This window comes from Oscillibacter sp. PC13, from assembly GCF_900115635.1.
Classification (GTDB): domain Bacteria; phylum Bacillota; class Clostridia; order Oscillospirales; family Oscillospiraceae; genus Oscillibacter.
The window spans coordinates 178,390-203,742 of record NZ_FOXE01000001.1 but is presented as its reverse complement, the minus strand read 5'-3'; the positions used below and the strand labels follow the sequence as shown (position 1 = coordinate 203,742).

The window sequence follows — 25,353 nt, the reverse complement described above, 5'->3', positions numbered from 1 at the left end:
CATGGACCGGCTATCCGTCTGCATTCTTCTCGGAGCACATTCCGACGGTAGTGGTTGGAGCGGAGCAGGCGAAGCTGTTTGACACGGAGCCGATGAACATCAAGTACATGGATCACGCGGTCATCGCGAAGACGACGGAAGGGGCCATGGAGTTCGCGTATAAGATGACGGGGACGGACAAGGTCATTATCTTCGACGGCGCGATGGGCGGATTGAACTGCTCGGAGAGCATGGCAGAGCTGCTGATTGACAGAGCGCCGGCAGTGGGCGAGCGCGTGGAGAAGGAGCTGCTGCCGAAGTGGTTCCGTCAGCGCGGCGTGGATATTTCCGTGCTGGAGAAGCTGAAGGGCTGATTTCCGGTGACTGTGCGGGGAGGTCCCCCCCCCGCTTTGATAAAGGAAGGGATCGCCAATGGATTATGCGCTGCTTTCACTGATTTTGATTGCATCGGTCTTTCTGGTCGGAACATGCATGAAGGACTCCTCTGCTGTGGGGATGCTTTCTCTGGCAGCGGCTTTTTTGCTTGGAAAACTGTCCGGCATGGACGATGCGGCAATTATCAGCCATTTTCCGGCAGCTATGTTCCTTCGCATTTGCGGAATTATGTTCTTTTTTGCAATTTTTCAGGCGAATGGCGCCATTGAGCTTCTGGCAAAGAAACTGCTTTCCAAAATCGGCCGCAGTGCAAGGCTGATGCCGATCTTCCTTTTTTATATGGGGGTGATTCTCAGCTCCCTGGGAATCAACAGCCTGGCAGGCATGGCAATTTTATCCGGTCTGGGGATTTCCCTGGCCGAGGCATCTGGAAATAAACCGCTGCTGTTCGGCTTTGCCGGAGGATACGGCATTGCCTGCGGCTGTTACAGCCCCATCAACGAATTCACGGCCAATATTACCTCAGCCTGCGAGAGTGCAGGGCTGAGTGTAAACCTGTTCAGCATCTATATTCTCTGTCTGATCGGCTATTCCCTGAGTTTTGGAGCCGTTTACTTGGCGCTGGGCGGCTGGAGGCTGAAGGGAACGCTGGAGAACAAAGTCCTCGAGGAACTGCCTGCTTTTACCCGCAGTCAATCCATCAGCCTTGCAGGACTGGCGGTTGTGATCATACTGGTGGTTTTCTTTCAGATGGATGTGGGATGGTCCGGTCTGATTGTGGGGATGGCGTGTATCCTGCTTGGGGCCTGCCGCTGTGAAGCGGTACTGAAAAAGGTTGCCCTCAGTTCCCTGATGCTGGTCAGCGGTGTGGGTACGTTGGTGAATTTGGTATCCGGCTTGGGAGGATTCACCTTGCTGAGCACGGCGATGGCCGCAGTCATGAACCGGGTTACGGTGGCGCCGATACTGTCTCTTGCTGCAAGCGTGATTGGCATGTTTACTCTGGCCAGGGTCGTGGTGATGACACTGATTCCGACGATTCCCGGTATCCTGGCGGCCATTCCATCCGCCTCCGCGGATCTGGCGGTGGTGGCCACGGCAGGCGGTGCGTTCGCCTCGGTATTCGGGCCGCTTACCGCATTTGGTATTTTACTCCTCAGCAGCCTTTCCCAGCAATATGGGGACGAGGAGGCACAAAAACAGTTTATGCCGCTTCTGTACCTGTCTTTTGGATGTTCTTTGATGCTTGCCCTGTTCTTTGCAGTACTCTCCTTTTTCGATGTGCTCTGGTAATGTGAAGATTTGCTGGGCACACGGAGTCAGGTGGAAATACGTCAGGACAGGAAAAGACAAAAAATTTTAATAGTATCAACGGATTATCAATTTTGAAGAAGGAGAGAATGTATGAAACCTATTCTACGCGAATGGCTGGCCAAGATGGAACAGGACGGCATGATGAAGCGCATCAGCCGCGAAGTGGATCCCATCAATGAGCTGGCGGCCGTTGGCAAGAAGTTGGAGCCGCAGTACGGCGCCCTCTTCGAGCATGTTCGCGGCAGCAGTATGCCGGTGGTAACCGGCGTGATTACCTCCCGGGACGGCATGGCAAAGTCCATGGGGATGAGCTACGAGGAATTGCTGCAGGACTTCAACCATGCGCTGAGCAATCCCACTCCCTGCAAGGTTCTGGAGAAAGAGCAGGGCCCCTTTGCAATCAAGGAGAATATTCTGACCGGCGACCAGGTGGATCTTGGGATTTTGCCCGCCTGCCTGCACCACGAGAAGGACAGCTCCCGGTATCTGACGGCCGCACTGTGCATTGCCAAGGATCCGGAGACCGGCATTCGCAATGTCTGCATCCACCGCCATGAAATCAAGGACCGAAACCATTTGGGCGCCCTGCTGCTGCCCCGCCACACCAATCAGATGTTCAGCAAGGCGGAAGCGATGGGCAAACCGCTGGAGATTGCACTGGCTATCGGTGTGCACCCCTCCTTGCTGCTGGCCTCTCAGGCCACCACCGCTCTGGGTGTGGATGAGTTTGAAATTGCAGGCAGTCTGCTGGGTGAGCCGGTGGAACTGGTCAAGTGCGAAACTGTGGATTTGGAAGTTCCCGTGGAGAGCGAGATCATTATCGAAGGTAAAATTCTCCCCAATGTCCGGGAAGAGGAGGGGCCCTTTGGTGAGTATCCCAAGACGTATGGTGCCAAGGCCCCCCGCCATGTAATTGAAATCACGGCTATTACTTACCGCAACAACCCCATTTACCATACAATTATCCCTGCCACGATGGAACATCTGCTGCTGGGCGGCATTTCCCGTGAGGCCACCATGATGCAGGTCATCCGGCAGGCAACGCCCAACGTCAAGAAGGTCCATATCACTCCCGCCAGCGGCTGCCGGTATCATGTGGTGATCCAACTGGATCAAAAGCATGAGGGTGAGGCGAAAAACGCCATGTTCGCGGCCTTCACCAGCAGCACGGAAGTGAAGCACGTGGTTGTGGTGGATACGGACATCGACATCTATGACATGCAGGATGTGGAATGGGCCATTTCCAACCGTGTCCAGGCCGCGCGGGATGTGTTCATTATTCCAAACGCTATGGGCAACAAGCTGGATCCCTCTTCCCGCGGGGGTGCCAGCGACAAGATGGGCATCGACGCCACCATTCCCATGAGTGACAAGCGGGAACGCTTCCAGAAGATCCATATCGCAGGCTATGAGGATATCAACCTGAAGGACTATCTTTGAGAAAAATCATTTCTTGTGCTGAGAGACTGTGTTACAAAAGAAACGCTCCAAGAGAGAGAAAATAAAATTTAGGAGACGAGAAAAATGAGCTTTGAAGCCATTTCGTTAATTGTTTTAATCGCGGTTTTTGCGATCGGCGCGTTCAAGAAAAACCCCCTTCACATCGGTATCCTGGCCATGGGCGTGGCGTTCTTCCTGGGTAAGGCCGCTGGCCTCAAGGACGTTGCTATCATGGGCTTTTTCCCCACCACGCTGTTTGTCCGTGTGTTCGGCATCCTGTTCTTCTTTGCCATTGCGCAGGCCAACGGAGCCATTGAGCTTCTGGCAAAAAAGATCATTGCAAAAACCGGTAAAAATGCCAAGCTGATGCCCTTCTTCATTTTCTACACCGGCGTGATTTTGGGCTCCATCGGTATCAACAGCCTGGCAGGTATGGCCATTTTGTCCGGTATCGGCATTTCCCTGGCAGTGGCTTCCGGCACAGATGCCCTGCTGTATGGCTTGGCCGGCGGCTATGGCATTGCCTGCGGCTGCTACAGCCCCATTAACGAGTACTGCGTCAATATCACCACTGCCTGCGAGACCGCTGGCCTGGAAGTGAATCTGATGTCCATCTACATCTTCTGCCTGGTGGCCTTCTCCATCAGCTTCCTGGTCATCTATCTGCTGCTGGGCGGCTATAAAGCCAAGGGTACAGTTGACGCCGCCATTGTGGCCAACCTGCCGGAATTTACCCGCGGTCAGGTCATCAGCTTGATTGGCATTGTGGCTGTTATCGCCGTCGTGGTCCTGCTGAAATGGGATATCGGCTGGGCTGGCATGATTGTCGCCATCGCGTGCATCCTGCTGGGCGCCTGCAAGTGCGGTGATGCCCTGAAAAAGGTCTCCCTGCCCTCTCTGATTCTGATTTGCGGCGTCGGCCTGCTGGTGAACCTGGTGTCTGAACTGGGCGGCTTCACACTGCTGAGCAGCATGCTGGCTTCCATCATGAGCACCCACACTGTGGCGCCTCTGATGTGCCTGACCTCCAGCGTGGTGAGCCTGTTCACCATCTCCCGCTTGGTGGTTCTCACCCTGGTTCCCACTCTGCCCGGCATTCTGGAGGCGATCCCCACTGCCTCGGTTGCACTGGCAGTTGCTGCCACCTGCGCGGGTGCTTTTGCCTCCAGCATTGGGCCTCTTTCCTCCAACGGCGCTCTGATCATGACCAACCTGGGCATGCAGCTGGGCGAGGAAACGGCGGAAAAGAGCTTTACCAGACTGCTGGTCATGGGCATCGTCGGCGGCCTTGTTGTGGCGCTGTGCTGCTTCGTTGCCTCCATGCTGGGGATTTTCGGCTAAGCCTCTTCCTATGAGTGAACTATGCCGGGGCTGCAGTAGGCGGCCCCGGCACACGCCCACACCCCCTGGAGGGCATTCGTGGAATATCTCAATTTGGAAAGGTGAACGAGCATTGGAAAAGAAACGTATTGTCGTGGCAATGACCGGCGCAAGCGGAGCGCTGCTGGGTATCCGCCTGCTGCAGGAGCTGCGGAAAACCGGAGCGGAGACACACTTTGTACTGAGCGACTGGGCCCGGCGGACCATCGAACTGGAGACGGATTACACGGTGGAACAGGTGTGCGCCCTGGCGGATTTGGTTTATCCGGCAGACGATTTGGCGGCAAGCATTTCCAGCGGTTCTTTCCAGACGGACGGCATGGTGATTATGCCGTGCAGCATGAAGACCCTTTCTGCCATTGCCAACGGGTTTTCCTATAATTTGATTGCCCGGGCCGCTGATGTGGCATTGAAGGAACGCCGTCCGCTGATTGTTGTTCCGCGGGAGACACCACTCTCTTCCATCCATCTGCGCAATATGCTGTCGCTGTCTGGAGACGGGGCAATTCTGCTGCCGCCATGCATCGGCTTTTATACCCGGCCCAAGACACTGGAGGACGCGGTGGATCACCTGGTGGGCAAAGTGCTGGATGAACTTCACATTCCCCACCAGATCTACCCGCGGTGGACTGGGGCGGAGTCCTGAAAGACGGGGGAGAACGCATATTTGGGAAGAGATGCACCGGCATCTCTTCTTTTTTTGCAGACGGCGGTGAGATATGTTATAATAGCGTGCAATATTACAAAGAATAACGATTTGCCATGACCATCTTTTGGTGGATGGCGCCAGGAGGATGAACAGAATGCGGGAATTTTTGCGGAAAATCATTCATGCACTGGAGGCAGATACGCCGGTAGAGCTGGTGAGTCTGGTAGAGGCCAGCGGGTCCACGCCCCGGGGAGCCGGTGCCATGATGGCTGTCTTTCCGGGCGGCGGTATTTGTGGCACCATTGGCGGAGGCAATGTGGAGTACGCCGCCCAAAAGCTGGCGGCGGAGCTGCTGGCACCAGGGGAGGACGCCCTGCGGAAATTTCGGTTTGTCCCAGGCGACGCTGCCAGCCTCGGCATGGTCTGCGGCGGAGAGGTAACCGTGCAGTTTCAGTACTTGGCTCCCGGGAACTCCCAGTCGGTTGCCGTACTGAGCAGCTTGATAGAGGCATCCGGACAAAATATGGACACCTGGCTTCTGCGAAGGATTATAGAAGGGCGGATTGACGCCATGGGCACGGCTTGCCGGGAGGGTGCCCAGTTCCTGGCGGAGGTACCCGCATGCCTGCCGGAACTGCTGAAGGACCGGGCGGTTTTTCGGGACGGTTGGTTTGCGGTGCCGGTGGTGAAGGCTGGACGGACATATATTTTCGGCGGCGGGCATGTCTCCCGGGCGCTGGTGCCGGTGCTGGCCTCTGTGGGATTCCGGCCGGTGGTGTATGACGACAGGCCGGAGTTTGCAAATCCTGCGATGTTTCCCAAGGCGGAAGCTGTGCTGTACGGAAGCTTTGAGGAAATCGGCCGGCAGATTACACTGACGCCGTCAGACGATGTGGTGGTCATGACCCGGGGGCATCAGGCGGATTATGAGGTGCTGGCGCAGGTGCTCCGCAGCGGCGCCCGGTATTTAGGGTGCATCGGATCCAAGCGGAAGCTGGCACTGTGCAGGGAGCGGCTGCTGGCGGCGGGCTTCACAGAGACTGAATACCAACGCCTTCATGCCCCCATTGGCCTTGCCATCGGTGCGGAAACACCGGAGGAGATCGCCGTTTCCGTGGCGGCTGAGATGATTGCAGTCCGGGCAGGCTGCATGAAGTAGATTTCACGTCGGCGCGCGGGAAGATAAGTACAGAGATAGAAAACTTTTCGGACCGGAGAGTAGCCTCAGGCATGACTTCTGACAAAGCGCGAACGCCACGGCGTTCGCGCTTTCCAGTTTGGGAAAATTCTGTTTTTCGGGAACTTTTACGCATTTCTTGCAAATGCAATACCGCCGTGATAAAATAAAACATCAACATCAACGGAGGGGTGCCTATGGAGCGTATCAGCAAGGAAAACTACTATCTGGACATTGCCCAGACGGTTTTGGAGCGGGCGACTTGCCTGCGCCGGGTCTACGGCGCCATCATTGTCAACAACGACGAAATTATTTCCACCGGCTATAACGGCGCGCCCCGGGGACGGGCCAACTGCGTGGACATGGGATACTGTTCCCGGGAGGCTATGCGGGTGCCCAGGGGAGAGCGGTATGAACTGTGCCGCAGTGTCCACGCTGAGGCAAATGCCATTATCTCTGCTGCCCGCCGGGATATTGTGGGCGGAACGCTATATCTGGTGGGCCGGGATGCCCGCACGGGAGAACTGCTGCCTGACGCCACCTCCTGCGCCATGTGCCGTCGTCTTGTCATCAACTCCGGCCTGGAGCGGGTGGTTATCCGCCGCACGAGGACTGAATTTGACGTGGTAATGGTATCTGACTGGGTGGAAGAGGACGATCTCCAGGTTCCAAGGGATCCGGATGCGATTTTCAATCAGCAGTAAGAAAGGAAGCTGTTTCTTTGAAAACAGGACTTGTGACCTTTTACCACATTCATCACTATGGCGCGCTGCTGCAGGCCTATGCTACAGAGCAGGCAGTGGAGGCCTTGGGGAGCGAATGTGAGATCATCGACTATTATGTGAATCAGGACAACAGCCTGTTCCGCAAGCCCACAGGGGTAGGGAGTGCTGCAGCGGATGCCCATACGGCCCTTCACTATGCCCGGCTGAAGACCCGGTATGAACGGTTTGAAACGTTTGCAAGGGAGCGACTGCGTATCTCTGGACACCATTTCCAAAGCTTTCGGGAACTGCGGGACGGGGAACTGCCCTATGACGTGATTCTCTCGGGCAGCGATCAGATTTGGAATCCTAAAATTTTTCCGGACGGCCGGTTTGATCCAGTGTTTTTTGGGGCATTTTCCAAACAGCGAAAAATTGCCTATGCACCCTCCTTCGGGATTCCACACATTCCGGAAAATATGGAGGGGGAACTGCGGGATTATCTGAATAGCTTTTCTCACCTCTCTGCCAGAGAACGGCAGGGTCAGCGGATTATTCAGGAGATCACGGGCAAACAGGCACCAGTGGTTCTGGATCCCACTCTGCTGCTGAGGCGGGAGGTGTGGGACGCTGCGGCGAATACTCCAAAGGGGTATCCGGCACCCCAGCGAGAGGATGGCGCAGGTGGATATATTCTCTGCTACTGCATCAGCAAGCCGGGAGCGCTGGAACCCTATATCCGCCGTTTGGCGGAGGAGACGGGGCTTCCTGTGGTGCAGCTGTGCGGAATTCGGCAAAAGGTATATGGAAAAGCCGGCTGCATTCTGGACGCAGGCCCGTCGGAATTCCTGGGCCTGTTCCGGGGTGCCAGCTATGTCTGTACAAACTCCTTCCACGGAACGGTATTCTCTATCCAGTTTCAAAAGCCCTTTTTTACCGCCGTGGCGCCAGCAGAGCTGGCGGAACCGGAGGCCTCCCGGACGTTCAGCCTGTTGGACACCCTGGGGTTAACCGACCGCATCGTCGGAAAGGGCGACACTGCGGGACTGACGGATCCCATTGTCTGGACCCGTGTGGACGCGCGGCTGGAGACGGCCCGTCAGGCATCTCTTGCCTATTTGCGCGCAGCACTGACAGGGGCGGCCTGTGAAGAAAGCATACCTGACAGTGCTCCGGCGGCAGAGGGTATGCCCAGACTGGCGAGCCACACCCGCTGCACCGGCTGCAGTGCCTGCATGAACGGGTGTCCCATGGATGCGATTACGATGGAGCGGGATAAGGAGGGCTTCGCCTATCCGGTGGTGGATTCTGCAAAATGTGTCCGCTGCGGCCGCTGCACCGCCATTTGCCCAATCCTGCGGGAGCGGCCTGCCAGCCCATTGCCGGCGGTGTTTGCCGCCTGGAACAGGGACGATGGCATCCGTCGGGACTCTACCTCCGGCGGCGTATTTTCTGTGTTGGCGGAGTATATTCTGGAGAGCGGCGGCGTGGTATTCGGCGCTGCTATGGATGGGAAACAACATCTGCGGCATATTGCTTGTTTTCGCAAGGAGGATTTGTGGCGCCTGCGGGGAACCAAGTATGTCCAGAGCGACTTGGGGGATACCTTCCGGGAGGTAAAGCGGTGGCTGGAGGTCCGACCGGTGTTGTTTTCCGGGACACCCTGCCAGGTGGACGGCCTTTACCAGTATCTGGGTCGGCGGCCTGAGAATCTCACAACCTGCGACCTGATCTGCCATGGGGTGCCATCCCCCGGTGTATGGGAGGATATGGTTCAATCCATTGAGAACCGTAAGCACAAGACGCTGCAGGCGGTGCGCTTCCGCAATAAGGTAACAGGCTGGAAAGACAGTCACTTCACCACTGTTTACAGCGACGGCAGTGTGGATTCCGCGCCGCTGATCCGCACGGAATACGGTCGGGCATTTGGCCGGGCGCTTTTCCTGCGGCCCAGCTGCCACCGGTGTGCCTACACCAGCATGAGCCGGGTGGGAGACTTTACACTGGGCGACTTTTGGGGATTGAAGCCGGATGAACTGCCGGAACAGCAGGAGCGGGGCGTCAGTCTGCTGATGGTGAATACACCGCACGGAAGCCATCTTTTTGACCAGCTGCCGCTGGGACGAAAATCCTTCCCAATGGAGCGGGCAGTTGCTGGGAATCCACGGCTGGCATCCCCCATCGGACAGGCTCCGGATCGGTCGGCATTTTTTGCGGCCTACGCCCTGGAGCCTTTTGAGGAGGTTCGGAAAACGTATTTCCGGCTGCCTCCGGTTCCGGTGCGGCTGGCAGCCCGGGTGCTGTCTGCGGAAGCCAAAGAGAAAATACGAAAAAAACTGGGATAAAATTGTTGCAAATACCATATTCTTTGCAAGATACCTGTGCTATTTTAAAAAAAGAAATACACAAGATTTTATAAGGAGGTAGTGATATGAAACAGTATGAGTGCGATCTGTGCGGCTATATCTATGATGAGGCTGCAGGCGATCCTGAGAACGGCGTGGCTCCCGGCACCAAGTGGGAGGATCTCCCTGCGGATTGGGTCTGCCCGCTCTGCAACGCTGGTAAAGACGAATTTACTGCCAAATAAAAAAGCAGCCCCGTCTTGGACGGGGCTGCTTTTTTTGTAGTCAGGACCGGATCCGCATTTCTGCCTGTAGAGCGGGAACCCGGGGCAGCAGTGTCAGCAGCAGGCCACCCAGTACATAACAGGCAAGGGCCTCGCCGAGACCAACGGTAACGGCATTATAGAGAAAAGTGTCCCAGAAGAGATCCATAGATACCTCCTGCACGGTAATCACCGCGCCTACGATAACGGCGTTGCAGAGCACGGGCGGCAGAGGTGCCAGCCACCGATGGTTGGTATGCTGGGTCCAGACTGCCGCCAGCAGGGTGGCAAGGGACCCGAAGACAATATCCAGAGCGCCGTAGGGACTGAGCAGGTTGGCCACCAGACACCCGATAAAGAGGCCCGGTGTGGCGGCAGGGAAGAGAAAGGGCAGGACACACAGCGCCTCGGAAAAGCGGCACTGGATGGGACCATAGGCCACGTTGAAAATGGCGGCAAAGTAGGCCAGGACTGCATACAGCGCGGCGACGGTGCCGGCAAGCGCCAGCTGGCGGGTAGTAAAATGGGGAGTGGACATGAAAAAAGACCTCCTGATTGAAATTCGGAGGCCGTTGACAGGCGGATGCATACCAAACAACACCCGCTCAAGGCGCGGGCGGCCTCCATTTTTTTGTTTAGAGAACGGCAATCCACCTAGTTTTCCAAGGAATTTGCCGAACGAACGTCTCTATAGGGAGACGCTTGGACAGGGAGATGGCACCTGTCAAAAAGTATCATATCACAGCTCTTTGAAAAAGAAAAGAGGCAATTCCGAATTTTGAGGGCTTTTATGACAGGGCGGAAAAGAGGACGGGAAGCAGGCTGCTTCCCGTCCTCGGCGCTGTCAGCGCATTTCGGAGACAATGTTGTCCACGGCGTGGTCCACGGCGACACCCAGCTTGTGAATGCTTTTACCCACCTGCGTTTTCATGGACTGCCGACCGTAGGGCATCATCATCCCCATGGCGGCGCCGGCCATCATACCGGCACCAATACCGACCCAAAATCCGGTACACATTTTCATGATTGTCACTCCTTTTCGGCACATCGGTAGTATGACCAAAAAAATGCGGAAAAAACAGAAGGCTTTCGATTTGCCAAAAAGAACCACTGGCGATATAATAAATATTGTATTTGAAATTATAGAAACCATCGGGTGTCAGAGGGAGGGCATATGACACGAATTTATGTAATCCGCCACGCAGAGGCGGAAGGGAATTTATACCGTATTGCACAAGGGCAGTACAACAGCATCATTACAGACTGCGGCCATCGCCAAATTGCGGCGCTGGCCCGGCGGTTTGCGGATATTCCGGTAGACGCAGTGTATTCCAGCGACCTGTACCGCACCTGTGCCACAGCCAGCGCCATTTATCAGACAAAGGGGCTGCCGCTGCACCGGCGGCGGGATCTCCGGGAAATCTGTGTGGGAGAGTGGGAACAGAAAACCTGGGGAGAGATTGCCCGGGAAGATCCCCAGCAGCTTTGGAATTTCAACCATCAGCTGGATCGTTGGCAGGTGCCGGGCGGAGAGTCGCCGGAGCAGGTGCGGGACCGGGTGCTGGCAGCTATCCGGGAGATTGCAGCTGAAAACGAGGGAAAGACCGTGGCAGTGTTTTCCCATGGATGTGCCATCCAGATTTTGCTGGCTGCCATTGAGGGATATACCATTGCGGAGCTGGGCAAAACAGCGCATGGGGACAACACCGCTGTTTCTCTGATTGAAGCGGAGAAGGGGAGTCTGCGGATTGTATTTCGCGATGACAACAGCCATTTGAGGGACCCGCATTTCACCGGAGGAGAGCCGATGAAACGCCGTGTAAGCGGCTTGGAGCCCGGTGTGTATTTTCAGCAGCTGCGGCTGCCGGAACAAGCGGCGTTTTTTTCCCGCTGTGTGGCTGCCGGATGGGCGGACGCCGGTGAGGAAAGGCCTTGGGAGGAACAGGTTTTGCTGGAGGAGGCCAAGCGGCGCCCCACCCTGGTGGGATTCCTGCAGGAGGAACCGGTGGGTGTGGTGCAGTTCCACCCGGAAAAGGAGGCAGAGGACAGCTGCGGCTGGATCTCTTTGTACTGCGTGGAGGCACCTTACCGGGGACGGGGCTTCGGCATCCAGATGCTTGGGCAGGCGGTGTCTTATTACCGGCCATTGGGCAGGCAGAAACTGCGTCTGGCGCTGAGCGGCGGAAATGAGGCGGCCCGGCAATATTTTACCGAATATGGATTTGTACCCATTGGGAAAACTGCTGCCGGCAGGGAGATCCTGGAAAAGGATATCAGCTACAAGGCGGAATTTTTAGGGGAAATGAATGTGGACGCCGATTTTCCACAGGATTGTCGTTGACAAGCAGGGTATGATGTCCATGAGATGACCGCACGGGTTCGGCCAATATGCCGCAGGCCGCCTGTACATGGAAAGGAGCGGGAAAAGATGGGCATCTGGGGAACGGTTGCTCTGTTTTTGGTGGGGCTGCTATTGATTGTGAAGGGCGGTGACTGGTTTTTGGACGGCGCAGTCTGGATTGCGGAGACCACTGGGGTACCTCGATTCATCATCGGCGCCACCATTGTGTCGCTGGCGACTACGCTGCCGGAATTGACGGTTTCCGTGACCGGCGTGCTGCAGGGAGAAGTGGACCTGGCAGTTGGAAATGCAGTGGGTTCTGTCACGGCCAATCTGGGTCTGATTCTGGGGATTTCCGTGCTGTGCCTGCCATCTGCTGTAAACCGGCGTCAGTTTGACTTAAAGGCGCTGCTGATGGTGGGAGGCGCTGTGCTGCTGACCTTTTTGTGTCGCGGCGGTGTTTTGCCGGTGCTGCCCAGTTTATTGCTGTTTGCTGTGTTTGCAGCATATCTCGCCAACAATATCGCGGATGCCAGAACCAGCATGGCCGACAACAGAGCCATACATCCGGCGCGGCGGACGATTTCCATCCGGCAAGCGGCGATGAAGCTGTTTCTCTTTGCCATCGGCATTGCCGGAATTGTGCTCGGCTCCCGCCTGCTGATTAACCATGGCAGCGAACTGGCACTGCTGCTGGGGGTGCCATCCAGCATCATTGGCGTGACAATGGTAGCCATCGGCACGTCCCTTCCAGAGCTGGTAACGACGCTCACCGCCATCGCCAAAAAAGAGGCCTCTATGTCTGTGGGCAATATTATCGGCGCCAATGTGATCGATCTGACCATGATCCTGCCTGTCTGCTCAGCCGTCTCGGGAGGGAGGCTGACCATCGGCGGCCAGACCACGGCGCTGGATTTGCCTGCCTGTCTGCTGATGTGCGGGCTGGCGGTGGTCCCACCGCTGGTGAAGGGCAGGTTTTTCCGCTGGCAGGGTATTTTGATGTTGCTGGCGTATAGTGCGTATTTGGTGAAGCTGGTTATATAGCGCCAAAGGAGCAGCGGCGCCCGGCGGGGATTCCCACTGGGCGCCACTGCTCTTTTGGCGGAAGTAGCAAGCGGCTCTTCGGAATCGGACGAAAGGACATTTTTCCGGGCACAATCCGTGCCTGGAAGGAAACGCCCAAAAGCAGCGTAGAAGGCGGATTGCAAAAAGAGAGGACAGGGTGTAAAATTTTCCTATCTGAATTTCTCCCCAGCGGATGACAGTGATCTGGCCGTAAAAAATGACTGGAGAATCTGACACCTGCCAGCAGCGGCTTTGTGCAAATGGCGGAATTTTTAAGACTACCGAATTACCACTTTACTTTGCTAATAAAATAAAGTAAGATATTTCTGTAATAGAAAGCGGGGCGCAGGACGCCCCTGTGAGAAGGAGAAGAATTTCCATGGAATTGGATTTGAAAATTCTGAAGCCTCAGGAGCGGGTATCCCTGCAGCTGCGGCTGCTGTATGAAAAGGCGGGGTTTTGCAAGTACCATATGGGACGGTTTGAGGAATACGGCCTCTATCAGGAGAACCGCCGGTTCCTCTCCAGCGAGCAGGTTATCACGTTTACCGATCTGGATGGGCGCCTGCTGGCGTTGAAGCCGGATGTGACGCTGTCCATTGCCAAAAACGCCCAAGTGGATCCGGGCGGCTGCGGCCGGTATTATTATGCGGAGAATGTCTACCGCCCCAGCCTGGAGAGCCATACCTTCCGGGAGATCAGCCAGATGGGGCTGGAGTGCATCGGCGCCGTGGACGGCGCCGCGACGGCACAGACAGTGTCTCTGGCCCTCCAGAGTCTGGCCCTGACGGAGCGGGAGTTTGTGCTGGAAATGAGTCACATGGGCTTTGTCACCGGCCTTTTTGACGCGGTGGGCGCACCGGAGGGAATCCGCGCCCGGCTGCTGAACTGCATTCGGGACAAAAATACCCATGAGCTTCAGCGGGCCGCGGCGGAGGCGGGACTCTCCCGCCAGGGGATTGACGCCCTGTGCCGCTTGGCTGCTCTGACAGGAGACTGGGAGTCCGTATTGGCCGCGGCAGAGCCGCTGGCGCTGAATGCGGCCATGGGCGCAGCCCTTGCAGAGCTGCGCACGCTGTGCGAGATGCTGGCCGGACAGGGACAGACGGGAAACCTCCGGCTGGATCTCTCCTTGGTCAACGATATGGAATACTACAACGGGCTGGTAATTCAGGGATATCTGGCGGGACTTCCCAGGGCGGTGCTGAAGGGCGGTCGGTACGACCCGCTGGCGGAGCAGTTCCGTCCCGGCGCCAAGGCCATCGGCTTCGGCTTGTATCTGGATGAGTTGGATCGCCTGTCCGATGTGCCGACGGAGGAAACCGGCGGAAAGGTGATGCTGAATGTGGCGCTCCCCAAGGGCCGTCTGGGTGACAAGGTTTACAATTTGCTCTCCGGCGTGGGCTACGGTTGTCCGGAGAATTATAATGAGACCCGGAAGCTGGTGGTGGAAAACCCAGAGGCCGGTATCCGCTACTTTTTGGTGAAGCCCAGCGACGTGGCCATATACGTGGAGCATGGCGCGGCGGACATCGGCATTGTGGGCAAGGATATTCTTGCGGAGTCCGGCGCAGACGTCTATGAGCTGCTGGACACGGGGCTTGGCAAATGCCGCATGTGCGTGGCGGGCCCTGAGGACTTCCGGGAGGATCAGAGCCGGGCGCTCCGTGTGGCCACGAAGTTTGTAAACATCGCCAAGGCGTACTACGCTGCCCAGGGCCGTGATATTGACATCATCAAGCTCAACGGCTCCATTGAGCTTGCGCCGATTCTGGGCCTTTCCGATGTGATCGTAGATATTGTGGAGACCGGTACGACCCTGAAGGAGAACAATCTGAAGGTGCTGACGGAGTTTATGCCCATCTCCGCTCGCTTTATCGCCAACCGGGCCAGCTACCAGTTTAAACGCGGGGAGATTGATACCCTGCTGCAGAAACTCACGGAGGTGACGAATGTATGATCCCTATCTGCCAGTTTGACCAGCTGTCTCCGGAGGATATTCTGAACCGGGACATACAGGCGGAGGAAGATGTCGGCGCTGCGGTGGATGCGGTGCTGGCGGAGGTCCGGAAAAACGGCGACGCGGCGCTGCGGGCATATACCAGACAGTTCGACGGCGCGGAGCTGGAAGACCTCCAGGTGACGGAACGGGAGCTGGAGGATGCGGTGGCCGCCACGGACGAGGACTTTCTGGAGACGCTTCGGCAGGCGGCAGAGAATATCCGGGCGTTCCATGAGCAGCAGGTTCGCCGGGACTTTGTGCTGACAAAGGACGGCGGCATTGTCATGGGCCAGCGGTACACGCCCATTGAAAAAGTGGGTATCTGTGTGCCGCGGAGCCCGGTGGCGTTCCCCTCCACCATTTTGATGAATGTGATCCCCGCTCAAATTGCCGGGGTGCGGGACATCGTACTGGTAACGCCGCCGGAAAAGGACGGATCGGTCAGCGCCTCCGCCCTGGCGGCGGCAAAAATTGCGGGTGCCACAAAAATCTTTAAGGTGGGCGGCGCCCAGGCGGTGGCGGCGCTGGCCTATGGCACGGAGAGCATTCCAAAGGTGGATAAAATCGTGGGTCCCGGCGGCATTTTTGTGGCCACGGCGAAGCGGAAAGTGTTCGGCCAGGTGGCCATTGATATGGTTGCCGGCCCCAGTGAGATTCTGGTGCTGGCGGATGGCAGATCCAATCCTGCCTATGTGGCGGCGGACATGCTGTCCCAGGCGGAGCACGATGTACTGGCTTCTGCGGTTCTGGTGACGGACAGTATGGAGCTGGCAAAGGCGGTGCGGGAGGAGCTGGAGTTTCAGTTGGAGCAGCTACCGCGCCGGGAAATTGCCCGCAAAGCCCTGGAGCGCAGAGGGAAGATTCTTGTCACTGCCAGCCTGGACAAGGCGGTGGAGGCTGCGAACCTCATTGCCCCGGAGCATCTGGAGCTGTGCGTGGACGATCCCTTCGCCCTGCTGCACAAAATCAAAAATGCCGGCAGCATTTTCCTGGGCCGCAGTGCTCCTGAAGCACTGGGAGATTACTTCGCAGGCCCCAACCACACCCTGCCGACCTCTGGTACCGCCCGCTTTTCCAGCCCCTTGAGCGTGGACGACTTTGTGAAGAAGTCCAGCTTTTTGTATTACACACCGGAGGCTTTGCGTGAGGCCGCGCCCCGGATTGCGGACTTCGCAGAGCGGGAGGGGCTTCATGCCCACGCCCGGTCTGTTCTGATTCGCAGTGAAGAGAAAGGAGAACTTCTCAAATGAGCCGATTTCTTTCAAATGAGGCCGCCGCGCTGGCTCCCTATACCCCCGGTGAACAGCCTCAGGATCAGCAGTATATCAAGTTGAATACCAATGAGAGCCCGTTTCCGCCCTCCCCCAAGGTCATCAAGGCCATCTCCCGGGCGGAGCTTTTGAAGCTGAATCTGTACTCGGATCCTACCTGCAGTGCTCTGCACGCCGCCATTGCGGACTACTATGGCCTGAAGCCGGAAAACGTACTGGCGGGCAACGGCTCCGACGAGGTGCTGGCCTTTGCCTTCCGGGCTTTCTGCGGTGGAGGCAGAGGCGTTGCCTATGCGGACATTACATACGGATTCTACAAGGCGCAGGCGGCGCTGTTTGGCCTGAGCGCCAAGATGATTCCCCTGCGGGAGGATTTCACACTGAATGTGGACGACTATATGGACTTCCCCGGTACTATTTTCATTGCAAACCCCAACGCCCCCACCGGCATGAGCGTGCCGCGGGCGGACATTCAGCGGCTGCTGGAGGCGAATCCCAACCGGGTTGTGGTGGTGGACGAGGCCTATGTTGATTTCGGCGGAGAGAGCTGCGTTCCTATGATTTTCCGGTATGACAACCTGCTGGTGATCCAGACCATGTCCAAAAGCCGCCAGCTGGCCGGCGGGCGGCTGGGCTTCGCTCTGGGACACCCGGACTTGATTGCGGATTTGAACCGGGTGAAATACAGCTTCAATCCCTATAACGTCAACCGCCTCTCCATGGCGGCCGGAGCTGCCGCGATGGCGGACACCGCCTATTTCGATGCCTGCTGCGCAGCCGTCCGCCAGACCCGGGCCTGGACAGTGGGAGAGCTGGAGAATCTGGGATTCACAGTGCTGCCCTCCAGCGCCAACTTCATCTTTGCCAAATCCCAGCGGATTCCCGGCGGTGAGCTGTACCGGCGGCTGAAGGAAAACGGCATTCTGGTGCGCTGGTTTGACGCGGATCGCATCCGGGACTATGTCCGGATTACCATCGGCTCCATGGAGCAGATGGAGGCGCTGGTGGATCAAATCGGCCAGCTGCTGGAAGCGCTGTAAAGGAGGAGACCTGTATGCGGACTGCGACAATTGCTCGGGACACCAACGAAACGAAAATCCGGCTGAAACTGAATTTGGACGGGACCGGAAAAACGGAAATTTCCACCGGGGCGGGATTCCTGGATCATATGCTGACTCTGTTTGCCCGGCACGGTGATTTTGACCTGGATCTTACCTGCAGCGGAGATACCCAGGTGGATGACCACCACACGGTGGAGGACATCGGCATTGCCCTGGGCCAGGCGTTTGCCCAAGCGCTGAGGGACAAGCGGGGGATTACGCGCTACGGTCAGTTCCTGCTGCCCATGGACGAGACGCTGGTGCTCTGCGCCGCCGATCTCTCCGGCCGGGACTATCTGGGGTGGGCGGTAGAGCTGCCTGCCGCCAAGGTGGGTACCTTTGACACAGAACTTGCCAAGGAATTCTGGCTGGGATTTGTCCGCAATTGCCCTGCTTCCATTCACATCCGTGAGATGGCGGGGGAAAACACCCACCACATTCTGGAGGCGGTGTTCAAGGGCATGGGCCGGACGCTGAAGGAGGCCGTAACCCTGGACGAAAAACATTTAAACGACATCCCGAGTACCAAGGGTACGTTGTAAAGGGAGCTGATGACAGATGATTGCAATTGTGGATTACGGCGTGGGGAACCTCTTCTCACTTTCCTCCAGCCTGAAGGCTCTGGGGTTTTCGGCAGAGGTGACCGGCAATGGGGAGAAACTCCGCGCTGCGGAGCGGATCATTCTCCCCGGCGTGGGAGCCTTTGGAGACGCCAAGGCCAAGCTGGACGCTACCGGTCTGGTACCGGTACTACAGGAGGAGGCACGGAAAAAGCCGCTGCTCGGCATCTGCCTGGGTATGCAGCTGCTGTTTGAACAGAGCTTTGAGTACGGGGAGCATCCGGGCCTGGGGCTGGTGCCCGGACAGGTGGTGGATCTCCGCAATGACTTGACGGACAAGATGCTGAAGGTGCCCCATATGGGCTGGAACAGCCTGCAAATCCAAAAGAGCGATCCGCTGTTCCGGTATTTCCGGGACGGAGAGTACGTCTACTATGTCCACAGCTTTTATGCAAAGGACTGCGCCGCCAGCACGGTGGGAACCTCCCAATACGGCAATGTGGCGGTGACCGGCGTGGTGCGGAACGGGTATGTCTGGGGAACCCAGTTCCACCCGGAGAAATCCGGCGATGCCGGTCTCCGGCTGCTGAAGGCATTTGCGGAACTGTAAAGGAGGAGATACCATGCAGATTTTCCCTGCAATTGACCTGTCCGGCGGGCAGGTGGTCCGCCTGTACCAGGGGGACTACAATCAGATGACCGTCTATGGAAGCGACCCGTGCGCGGTGGCGCGGGAGTTTATCGCCGCTGGGGCCAAATATCTCCATGTGGTGGATCTGGACGGCGCAAAGGACGGTACCCTGGCGAATTTTGATTCCATCGCCGCCATTGCCAAACAGGGCGGTCTGTATCTGGAGGTCGGCGGCGGCATCCGGACTGAGGAGCGCATCCGGCAGTATCTGGATCTGGGGGTAGGCCGCTGCATTTTGGGGACCATTGCGGTGAAGGACTTTGCCTTCACGGAGCGCATGGCCGCCGGGTACGGCGACCAGATTGCCGTGGGCGTGGACGCCCGTGACGGATATGTGGCCGTCAACGGCTGGAAGGAGCTGTCTGCAGAGCGGGGGGTGGACTTCTGCCGCCGCCTGTATGATGCCGGCGTGCGTGACGTGATCTACACCGACATCAGCCGGGACGGCGCGGAACAGGGGACGAACCTGGAACTTTACCGGGAGCTGGCCGGAATCAGGGGGCTGCGGGTCACCGCCTCCGGCGGCGTCAGCAGCCTGGAGGAGCTGGAGGAACTGCAGCGCATCGGTACCTATGCCGCCATTCTGGGCAAGGCCCTGTACACCGGGCGGCTGGATTTGAAAATGGTGATTGACGCCGTGCAGGACGGAAAGTGAGGCGAAATCGATGCTGGCAAAACGAATCATTCCCTGTCTGGACGTGAAGGACGGACGGGTGGTCAAGGGCACCAACTTCGAGGGGCTGCGGGACATGGCGGATCCCGTGGAGATGGCAGGATTTTATAATAACTCCGGGGCCGACGAGCTGGTGTTTTACGACATCACCGCCTCTGCGGAGGGACGGAACCTGTTCACGGACATCCTGCGCCGGGTTGCGTCGGAAATTTTCATTCCCCTGACCGTTGGCGGCGGCATCCGAACGCTGGACGACTTTGACCGGGTGCTGAAATGCGGCGCGGACAAGGTGAGCGTCAACTCCGGCGCCATTGCGGACCCGGGTATCATTGGCGCGGCGGCGAAAAAATACGGTGACCAGTGCGTGGTGCTCTCCATGGATGTCAAGCGTGTGGACGGGCAGTTCCGCTTGTTTGCCAAGGGCGGCCGGGAGGATACCGGGCTCGACGCCATGGACTGGGCGGTGCGCGGCGTGGCGGCGGGGGCCGGGGAGATTGTGCTGAACTCCATCGATACCGACGGCGTGAAGCAGGGGTTTGACCTGGAGATGCTGGATACCCTGGCGGCAAGGGTGAACGTGCCCGTCATTGCCAGCGGCGGCGCCGGGAAGATGGAGGACTTTGCGAAGCTCTTTACCCATCCTGGTATTGACGCGGGCCTTGCGGCCTCTATTTTCCACACCAGGCAGGTGGACATCAAAAAGCTGAAGCAGTATCTCCGCACCCAAGGCGTGGAGATGAGAATTTGAGGGGAGTACATACCAATGGAACTGAAATTTGACGAAAAAGGCTTGATTCCAGCCATTGTGCAGGACCACTACACAAAAGAGGTCTTGACGCTGGCCTATATGAACGCCGAAAGTCTGGCCATTACCATTGACGAACGGCAAACCTGCTTCTGGAGCCGCAGCCGTCAGGAACTGTGGCGCAAGGGCGGCACCAGCGGCAATGTGCAGCATGTGGTCTCCATTACGGCCGACTGCGACTGCGACGCTTTGGTGGTGGAGGTGGTGAAGGAGGGCCCCGCCTGCCACACCGGTGCGGAGAGCTGCTTTTTCAACGAACTCTATCTCTCCGATGAGCTGAAGGCCTTCAGCTACGAGGGGCTGTACCGCCTGATTGAGGGGCGAAAGACCAGCCCCAAGGAGGGAAGCTACACCACCTATCTTTTTGAAAAGGGCCTGGACAAAATTTTGAAAAAGGTGGGCGAGGAGTGCACCGAGGTTATCATCGCCGGCCGCAAGGAGGACAGGGCGGAGACCGTCTATGAGATTGCGGATCTCTGCTATCATGTGATGGTGCTGATGGTCCAGATGGGCATCACGGTGGAGGATGTCACAAGAGAGCTGGAGAAGCGCCATGTGGTGGACCACAAGGTGAAGCAGGAGCGGATGCAATGAGTCTCTCACCCGCCCTGTGCTCCGTCCATACCCACACTACCCTGTGCGATGGGAAAAACACGCCGGAGGAGATGGCGGCGGCCGCATTTGCCGCCGGAGTCCGGTATTACGGCTTTTCCTGCCACAGCCACACCCCCATTCCCGACGATGTGGGGGCGGTTCTGTCGGCGGATATGACCGTGTACCGGGAGACGGTGCTGCGCCTGCGGGAGCAGTACGCCGGGCGCATGGAAATCCTGCTGGGCCTGGAGTGGGACAGCCAGTCGGACATCCTGCCGGAGGGGTTCGACTACTGGATTGGCAGTGTCCACTATGAGAAAGGCACCAATGGTAAATACTACGCTGCTGACTGGGGAGCGGAGCAGTTTGCGGCCTGTCGGGATGAGCTCTGCGGCGGAGACGACCTGGCGGTGACGGAACTCTACTATCAGGAGGCGGCCCGGGTGGCGGCGATGAAGCCGCCGATTCTGGGACACTTTGATCTGATTGTAAAGCACAACGGGAATGGTGCTCTGTTTGACGAGACGGCGCCCCGTTATCGGATGGCGGCTCTGGAGGCCCTGCACACGGCAGATCCGTTGGCAAGCCTTCTGGAGATCAACACCGGCGGCATGTCCCGGGGATACCGAACCACGCCCTATCCCGCGCTGTTTCTCCTGCAGGAGTGGAGGAAAATGGGCGGCCGGGTGATTTTGACGGCGGATGCCCACAGCGCGGACACGGTGATATCCGGCTACGGTGAAGCGGCAGAGCTGGCAAGGGTAGCCGGCTTTGCGTCCAGTGCGATTCTAACAGCGTCTGGGGCGGCAGAGTGTCCATTGTAAGCGTACATTTTCAAAGCGAAATGAATAAAAAAGGCACGGCGACTGCCGTGCCTTTCGGATTCTATGCCACTTGTGAAAAAAAGGACAACCTGCTATGATAAATAAAAATGACTTGAGAGGTGGAGGCAGGGCATGTACCGGACGGTGATATTTGATTTGGATGGAACCATTCTGAACACCATTGAGGATCTGGCCAACGCGGGCAACTGGGTCTGCCGCCGGAATGGCTGGCCGGAGCATGATGTGGAGTCCTATAAGCAAATGGTGGGACACGGAATTTATAATCTGGTAGAACAGTTTTCTCCGGTAAACAGCCGAAGCCCGCTGCTGCTGATGATTACCCAGGCACAGTTTTCCGAATATTATGGTGAGCACAACATGGACAGGACCGCTCCTTATCCCGGAATTACAGACATGCTGGAAACACTGCGTAAAAACGGGGTGAAGCTGGCAGTATACTCCAATAAAGCGGATGAGTTCAGCCAGGCGATTGTAGAGCACTTTTTCCCAGGGGTGTTTCAGGTGGTGCGCGGAAAGGTTCCAGGCATTCCAGTAAAGCCGGATCCCACCGGCGTGAGGGATGTTTTACAGGAACTGAATGCCGCACCGGCGGAGACGCTGTTTGTGGGAGACAGTAATGTGGACATGGAGACCGCCCATAACGGGAAGATGACTGCCTGCGGTGTTACCTGGGGATTCCGAAGCCGGGAGGAACTGCAGCAGGCTGGTGCGGAACACTTGGTAAATACGGCAGAGGAACTGACAGCATTGATTTTGGCACAATAAAGAGACGGGAGTGATTCCCGTCTCTTTTTTCTTTCAAAAATCATAGAATGATCAGTGTGCAGTCCTCTGGCAAAATGGCTTTCAACATTTGAAATACACTATCTGACGCCCTGTCACGTGCTTCCTGCAGCAGACCGCGGCCCAAGGCACGTTCCTCCATGGAAGCCTTCTGGTCTGCTTGGAACGCGGTAAAATCCTCTACGGTAAAGGGATTGAAGATAGAGGTCTTCTCATCAAAGATCTCTACACTGGATTCATCGATCTCGTGGGAGAGAATTTCCGGCTCCGGCAGTGTAATGGTTACCTCTCTGCCTGCAATTTCTACAGATGCAGCGCTCAGGTTGATGCCGGCCTTGATGGTGCCGTCATAGGTGAGAATAAAGGACTTGGTGGTAAAAGGGACCTTCATGCCGTAAAAATCATTGCTGCTTTCAAACTGCGCCATGTTGGTGTAGGCGTATGTAACAGTGGCCAATTCGCGGATATCTGCCAGCTGCTGCTCTAATACGACGGCAGAGAGCTGCGGCTGTTTTTTTTCCCCTGCGGTGGTCAGCCTTCCGCATAAAAAGCAGGTGATACCCACGGCGGTACACAGAAGAATCCCCAACCACAGGTATTTAAATGTTTTCACAGTGGGGTGTTTTGATTCGGCGGTATTCATGAGACTCCTTTCCCACGGCAGGCGGCGGCAGACACACCGCCAGTATATGCAGTGTTTGGGCTGGAGAAAACCAACCCGGCGACATACTTCTCCCTTATTGTAGCAGGAACGCCAAAAAAGGCAACCCAAAAAGAAGAGAGGGCCGCGGCTTTCGCCGTGGCTCTCTCCTGCTGCAATGCCGCGGCGATTGCCAAACAGCAAAACCGCAGACAACTGCATCAATTAATAGAAATGGGCAGAGCCGGGGGTAACAGCGTTTTCCAGATCCTTCAGGTTGCCGTTTGTGTCATGGACTCTGGCGTTGCGCAGCATCTGACCATACGTGACGCCCCCGGTACGAGCGCTTTGATTCACGGTGCTGTTGGCCGCATTCTCACCATCGGTACCGGTGAGGATGTCGCCAGTGGAGCTGTTATCGGTGCCGTTGCCAGTGCCGTTGTTCTCAGCAGGACGGTTGTCGTTCAGACCGGATCCATTGGTGTCATCTGGTGTTCCGGCGATAACGTCGTTATTAGTGCTGTCATCGGTTGCTGGCGTGTCCTGGTTATCTGTGTTGACATTTTTGTCGTCTCCGCCGCAGGCTGTCAGAGAAAATACCAGCAGAACGGAGAACAGCAAAAGCGTGAGGTTTTTCTTCACGTTGTGCTCCTCCTTTTGCGCGGATAGTGAATGAGCGATACCCAAAGCATATTGTCTCCGGAAGCATCAACATTACCAGAGGAAATATTAGGAAAATAATACTTGCATTTTTAAAAGAAATATATTAAACTAACATAAATAATTATTATCAATAAGGAGAGGAAAATGCAAAGACAGCGATTTTCCCACCAAAGGGAAGAAATTTATCAGACCGTTATGAAAAGCCATAGTCATCCTACAGCGGAGATGGTGTACCAGCACCTGAAGCCTTTTATGCCGCGTTTGAGCCTTGGGACAGTTTACCGGAACCTGCACCAGATGGCGCAGGAGGGCGGCTTAAAGGAAATAGCCGGACCGGTGACACGTTTTGATGGAAATACAACACCGCACACGCATTTGCGGTGCATTTGCTGCGGAGGGGTGTCTGATTTGGAGGAGTTGGCTTATGATGCGGCGTTAGACCGCCTGGCGGAACAAAACGGCGCTGTCATAATAGAACACCACCTGACATTTGTTGGTTTTTGTCCCGCATGCGCGGGTAAAAAAGGAAATTCATCACAACTTTGAAAGGAGAAAGAGCATGGAACTGAAGGGAAGTAAGACAGAGGCGAATCTGTGGAAGGCATTTGCGGGGGAGTCCCAGGCCAGAAATAAGTATGATTATTTTGCAAGCAAGGCTAAAAAGGAGGGGTACGAGCAAATTGCTGCGATCTTCCAGGAGACGGCCCTGAACGAAAAGGAACATGCAAAGCTGTGGTTCAAGGCGCTGGACGGTATCGGTACCACGGAGGAAAACCTGGTGGCTGCGGCAGCCGGCGAAAATGAGGAATGGACCCAGATGTATGCCGAGATGGCCCGCACCGCTGAAGAGGAGGGCTTTTTGGCGCTGGCGGCTCAGTTTGAAGGCGTGGCCAAGATTGAAAAAACCCACGAGGAGCGTTATTTGAAGCTTCTGGATAACCTGAAGAAGGGCGAGGTTTTTAAAAAGGGCGAGAAGGTGATGTGGTTCTGCAGGAACTGCGGCCATGTGGAAATCGCTGAAAACGCACCTGCTGTATGCCCAGTGTGCAAGCATCCCCAGGCATATTTCCAGGTAAAGGCACAGAATTACTAATCAGAAGTCTATCTGCAAAAAAGGTGTGCGTTCCCAAATGGAACGCACACCTTTTTGCTGATAAAGAACGCAAAAATGGGATTTTCCGGAAACCGTCAAAAGCGATAAAAGAGAGGTAAATATTACGAGAAAAATCATAAAAACAGTCCAAAAGTATCCGGCGGAGCTATATATTTTCTAAAATGTTTGTGAAAAACACCGTTGACTGTGTGGGCAAAAGCGGGTATGATAGCAATAGAATAATAACCTGCGGAATCATGCCGTTCAAAAACTGACTTGGTGTAAAAAAGGAGAGCTGTATCATGTATACACAGGAGATTACCGTTAATAACGAAGTGGGCCTGCACGCAAGACCCGCAACTTTTTTCATTCAGAAAGCCAATGAGTTCAAGAGCGGCATCTGGGTGGAAAAAGAGGATCGCCGTGTCAATGCAAAGAGCCTGTTGGGCGTGCTGTCGTTGGGCATTGTGAAGGGAACAACTATCACCCTGATTGCGGACGGCACGGATGAGAAGGAAGCTGTCAACGCACTGGTAGAGCTGGTGAAGGATAACTTCGGCGAATAAGCATACTTGCATAC

27 protein-coding genes and 1 pseudogene are annotated in these 25,353 nt (G+C 56.4%); 24 read left to right on the top strand and 4 right to left on the bottom strand.

Annotated features, from left to right (window positions below; genetic code table 11):
* From BMZ81_RS00990 to rd, 9 genes and pseudogenes are all read left to right on the top strand, one after another.
* Nucleotides 1–353, top strand: a pseudogene (locus tag BMZ81_RS00990) (hypothetical protein); the annotation flags it as partial.
* 58 nt (nucleotides 354–411) lie between these two features.
* Nucleotides 412–1,668 carry an SLC13 family permease gene (locus BMZ81_RS00985; protein ID WP_091127731.1) on the top strand — a complete coding sequence of 419 codons (1,257 nt, stop codon included), beginning with the start codon at nucleotides 412–414 and terminating at the stop codon, nucleotides 1,666–1,668.
* A gap of 111 nt (nucleotides 1,669–1,779) precedes the next feature.
* Nucleotides 1,780–3,129: a UbiD family decarboxylase gene (locus tag BMZ81_RS00980; protein WP_091127730.1), complete on the top strand. Its 1,350-nt coding sequence runs from the start codon at nucleotides 1,780–1,782 to the stop codon at nucleotides 3,127–3,129.
* 84 nt (nucleotides 3,130–3,213) lie between these two features.
* Nucleotides 3,214–4,470 (top strand): SLC13 family permease, encoded by a 1,257-nt coding sequence (locus BMZ81_RS00975; protein ID WP_091127729.1) that lies wholly within the window; start codon nucleotides 3,214–3,216, stop codon nucleotides 4,468–4,470.
* 112 nt (nucleotides 4,471–4,582) lie between these two features.
* Nucleotides 4,583–5,155, top strand: coding sequence for a UbiX family flavin prenyltransferase (locus tag BMZ81_RS00970; RefSeq protein ID WP_278308858.1), 573 nt, complete (start codon nucleotides 4,583–4,585; stop codon nucleotides 5,153–5,155).
* A 157-nt stretch (nucleotides 5,156–5,312) separates the two neighbouring features.
* Nucleotides 5,313–6,317: an XdhC family protein gene (locus BMZ81_RS00965; protein WP_091127727.1), complete on the top strand. Its 1,005-nt coding sequence runs from the start codon at nucleotides 5,313–5,315 to the stop codon at nucleotides 6,315–6,317.
* Nucleotides 6,318–6,532: 215 nt separating this feature from the next.
* A complete protein-coding gene (locus BMZ81_RS00960) occupies nucleotides 6,533–7,039 on the top strand; it encodes a deoxycytidylate deaminase (RefSeq protein ID WP_091127726.1) in 507 nt (168 codons plus the stop codon).
* A 17-nt stretch (nucleotides 7,040–7,056) separates the two neighbouring features.
* Complete coding sequence (locus tag BMZ81_RS00955) at nucleotides 7,057–9,384, top strand: polysaccharide pyruvyl transferase family protein (protein ID WP_091127725.1); 2,328 nt, start codon at nucleotides 7,057–7,059, stop codon at nucleotides 9,382–9,384.
* Between the two features lie 86 nt (nucleotides 9,385–9,470).
* A complete protein-coding gene (gene rd, locus BMZ81_RS00950; RefSeq protein ID WP_091127724.1) occupies nucleotides 9,471–9,629 on the top strand; it encodes a rubredoxin in 159 nt (52 codons plus the stop codon).
* A gap of 40 nt (nucleotides 9,630–9,669) precedes the next feature.
* On the opposite strand, the gene BMZ81_RS00945 is transcribed toward rd, so the two are convergent.
* The gene (locus tag BMZ81_RS00945) at nucleotides 9,670–10,185 is read right to left on the bottom strand and encodes a QueT transporter family protein (RefSeq protein WP_091127723.1); all 516 of its coding nucleotides are present in this window, start codon (nucleotides 10,183–10,185) and stop codon (nucleotides 9,670–9,672) included.
* Nucleotides 10,186–10,491: 306 nt separating this feature from the next.
* The gene (locus BMZ81_RS00940) at nucleotides 10,492–10,671 is read right to left on the bottom strand and encodes a hypothetical protein (RefSeq protein WP_091127722.1); all 180 of its coding nucleotides are present in this window, start codon (nucleotides 10,669–10,671) and stop codon (nucleotides 10,492–10,494) included.
* Between the two features lie 150 nt (nucleotides 10,672–10,821).
* Between BMZ81_RS00940 and BMZ81_RS00935 the strand changes: the two genes are divergently transcribed.
* The 12 genes from BMZ81_RS00935 to BMZ81_RS00880 all read left to right on the top strand — a co-directional run bounded on the left by BMZ81_RS00935 (nucleotide 10,822) and on the right by BMZ81_RS00880 (nucleotide 22,359).
* On the top strand, nucleotides 10,822–11,988 hold the full coding sequence (locus BMZ81_RS00935; RefSeq protein ID WP_091127721.1) for a bifunctional histidine phosphatase family protein/GNAT family N-acetyltransferase: 1,167 nt from the start codon (nucleotides 10,822–10,824) through the stop codon (nucleotides 11,986–11,988).
* A gap of 87 nt (nucleotides 11,989–12,075) precedes the next feature.
* Nucleotides 12,076–13,032 carry a calcium/sodium antiporter gene (locus BMZ81_RS00930; protein WP_091127720.1) on the top strand — a complete coding sequence of 319 codons (957 nt, stop codon included), beginning with the start codon at nucleotides 12,076–12,078 and terminating at the stop codon, nucleotides 13,030–13,032.
* Between the two features lie 400 nt (nucleotides 13,033–13,432).
* Nucleotides 13,433–15,013, top strand: coding sequence for an ATP phosphoribosyltransferase (gene hisG, locus BMZ81_RS00925; RefSeq protein ID WP_091127719.1), 1,581 nt, complete (start codon nucleotides 13,433–13,435; stop codon nucleotides 15,011–15,013).
* Nucleotides 15,010–16,305, top strand: coding sequence for a histidinol dehydrogenase (gene hisD / locus BMZ81_RS00920; protein WP_091127718.1), 1,296 nt, complete (start codon nucleotides 15,010–15,012; stop codon nucleotides 16,303–16,305). Before hisG ends, hisD begins: the two co-directional genes overlap by 4 nt.
* On the top strand, nucleotides 16,302–17,366 hold the full coding sequence (gene hisC / locus BMZ81_RS00915; RefSeq protein ID WP_091127717.1) for a histidinol-phosphate transaminase: 1,065 nt from the start codon (nucleotides 16,302–16,304) through the stop codon (nucleotides 17,364–17,366). Before hisD ends, hisC begins: the two co-directional genes overlap by 4 nt.
* A gap of 14 nt (nucleotides 17,367–17,380) precedes the next feature.
* Entirely contained in the window at nucleotides 17,381–17,968 is a 588-nt protein-coding gene (gene hisB, locus BMZ81_RS00910; protein WP_091127716.1) for an imidazoleglycerol-phosphate dehydratase HisB, read from the top strand.
* Nucleotides 17,969–17,984: 16 nt separating this feature from the next.
* The gene (gene hisH, locus BMZ81_RS00905; protein WP_091127715.1) at nucleotides 17,985–18,596 is read left to right on the top strand and encodes an imidazole glycerol phosphate synthase subunit HisH; all 612 of its coding nucleotides are present in this window, start codon (nucleotides 17,985–17,987) and stop codon (nucleotides 18,594–18,596) included.
* 13 nt (nucleotides 18,597–18,609) lie between these two features.
* Nucleotides 18,610–19,332 carry a 1-(5-phosphoribosyl)-5-[(5-phosphoribosylamino)methylideneamino]imidazole-4-carboxamide isomerase gene (hisA, locus tag BMZ81_RS00900; RefSeq protein WP_091127714.1) on the top strand — a complete coding sequence of 241 codons (723 nt, stop codon included), beginning with the start codon at nucleotides 18,610–18,612 and terminating at the stop codon, nucleotides 19,330–19,332.
* 10 nt (nucleotides 19,333–19,342) lie between these two features.
* Nucleotides 19,343–20,098 (top strand): imidazole glycerol phosphate synthase subunit HisF, encoded by a 756-nt coding sequence (gene hisF / locus BMZ81_RS00895; RefSeq protein ID WP_091127713.1) that lies wholly within the window; start codon nucleotides 19,343–19,345, stop codon nucleotides 20,096–20,098.
* Nucleotides 20,099–20,113: 15 nt separating this feature from the next.
* Nucleotides 20,114–20,749, top strand: coding sequence for a bifunctional phosphoribosyl-AMP cyclohydrolase/phosphoribosyl-ATP diphosphatase HisIE (gene hisIE, locus BMZ81_RS00890; protein WP_091127712.1), 636 nt, complete (start codon nucleotides 20,114–20,116; stop codon nucleotides 20,747–20,749).
* The gene (locus tag BMZ81_RS00885; RefSeq protein WP_091127711.1) at nucleotides 20,746–21,573 is read left to right on the top strand and encodes a histidinol-phosphatase HisJ family protein; all 828 of its coding nucleotides are present in this window, start codon (nucleotides 20,746–20,748) and stop codon (nucleotides 21,571–21,573) included. Before hisIE ends, BMZ81_RS00885 begins: the two co-directional genes overlap by 4 nt.
* Nucleotides 21,574–21,705: 132 nt before the next feature.
* Nucleotides 21,706–22,359, top strand: coding sequence for an HAD family hydrolase (locus tag BMZ81_RS00880; protein WP_091127710.1), 654 nt, complete (start codon nucleotides 21,706–21,708; stop codon nucleotides 22,357–22,359).
* Nucleotides 22,360–22,399: 40 nt separating this feature from the next.
* Here the strand turns inward: BMZ81_RS00880 and BMZ81_RS00875 are convergent, their stop codons facing one another.
* Both BMZ81_RS00875 and BMZ81_RS00870 read right to left on the bottom strand, forming a co-directional pair.
* The gene (locus BMZ81_RS00875; RefSeq protein WP_091127709.1) at nucleotides 22,400–23,020 is read right to left on the bottom strand and encodes a DUF4230 domain-containing protein; all 621 of its coding nucleotides are present in this window, start codon (nucleotides 23,018–23,020) and stop codon (nucleotides 22,400–22,402) included.
* Between the two features lie 222 nt (nucleotides 23,021–23,242).
* The gene (locus BMZ81_RS00870) at nucleotides 23,243–23,659 is read right to left on the bottom strand and encodes a hypothetical protein (protein WP_091127708.1); all 417 of its coding nucleotides are present in this window, start codon (nucleotides 23,657–23,659) and stop codon (nucleotides 23,243–23,245) included.
* A gap of 165 nt (nucleotides 23,660–23,824) precedes the next feature.
* Here BMZ81_RS00870 and BMZ81_RS00865 point away from each other — a divergent pair, with 165 nt between their 5' ends.
* From BMZ81_RS00865 to BMZ81_RS00855, 3 genes are all read left to right on the top strand, one after another.
* A complete protein-coding gene (locus tag BMZ81_RS00865; protein WP_091127707.1) occupies nucleotides 23,825–24,226 on the top strand; it encodes a Fur family transcriptional regulator in 402 nt (133 codons plus the stop codon).
* Nucleotides 24,227–24,239: 13 nt separating this feature from the next.
* On the top strand, nucleotides 24,240–24,773 hold the full coding sequence (gene rbr, locus BMZ81_RS00860) for a rubrerythrin (protein ID WP_091127706.1): 534 nt from the start codon (nucleotides 24,240–24,242) through the stop codon (nucleotides 24,771–24,773).
* A 302-nt stretch (nucleotides 24,774–25,075) separates the two neighbouring features.
* Nucleotides 25,076–25,339 carry an HPr family phosphocarrier protein gene (locus BMZ81_RS00855; RefSeq protein WP_091127705.1) on the top strand — a complete coding sequence of 88 codons (264 nt, stop codon included), beginning with the start codon at nucleotides 25,076–25,078 and terminating at the stop codon, nucleotides 25,337–25,339.
* Nucleotides 25,340–25,353 lie beyond the last annotated feature (14 nt).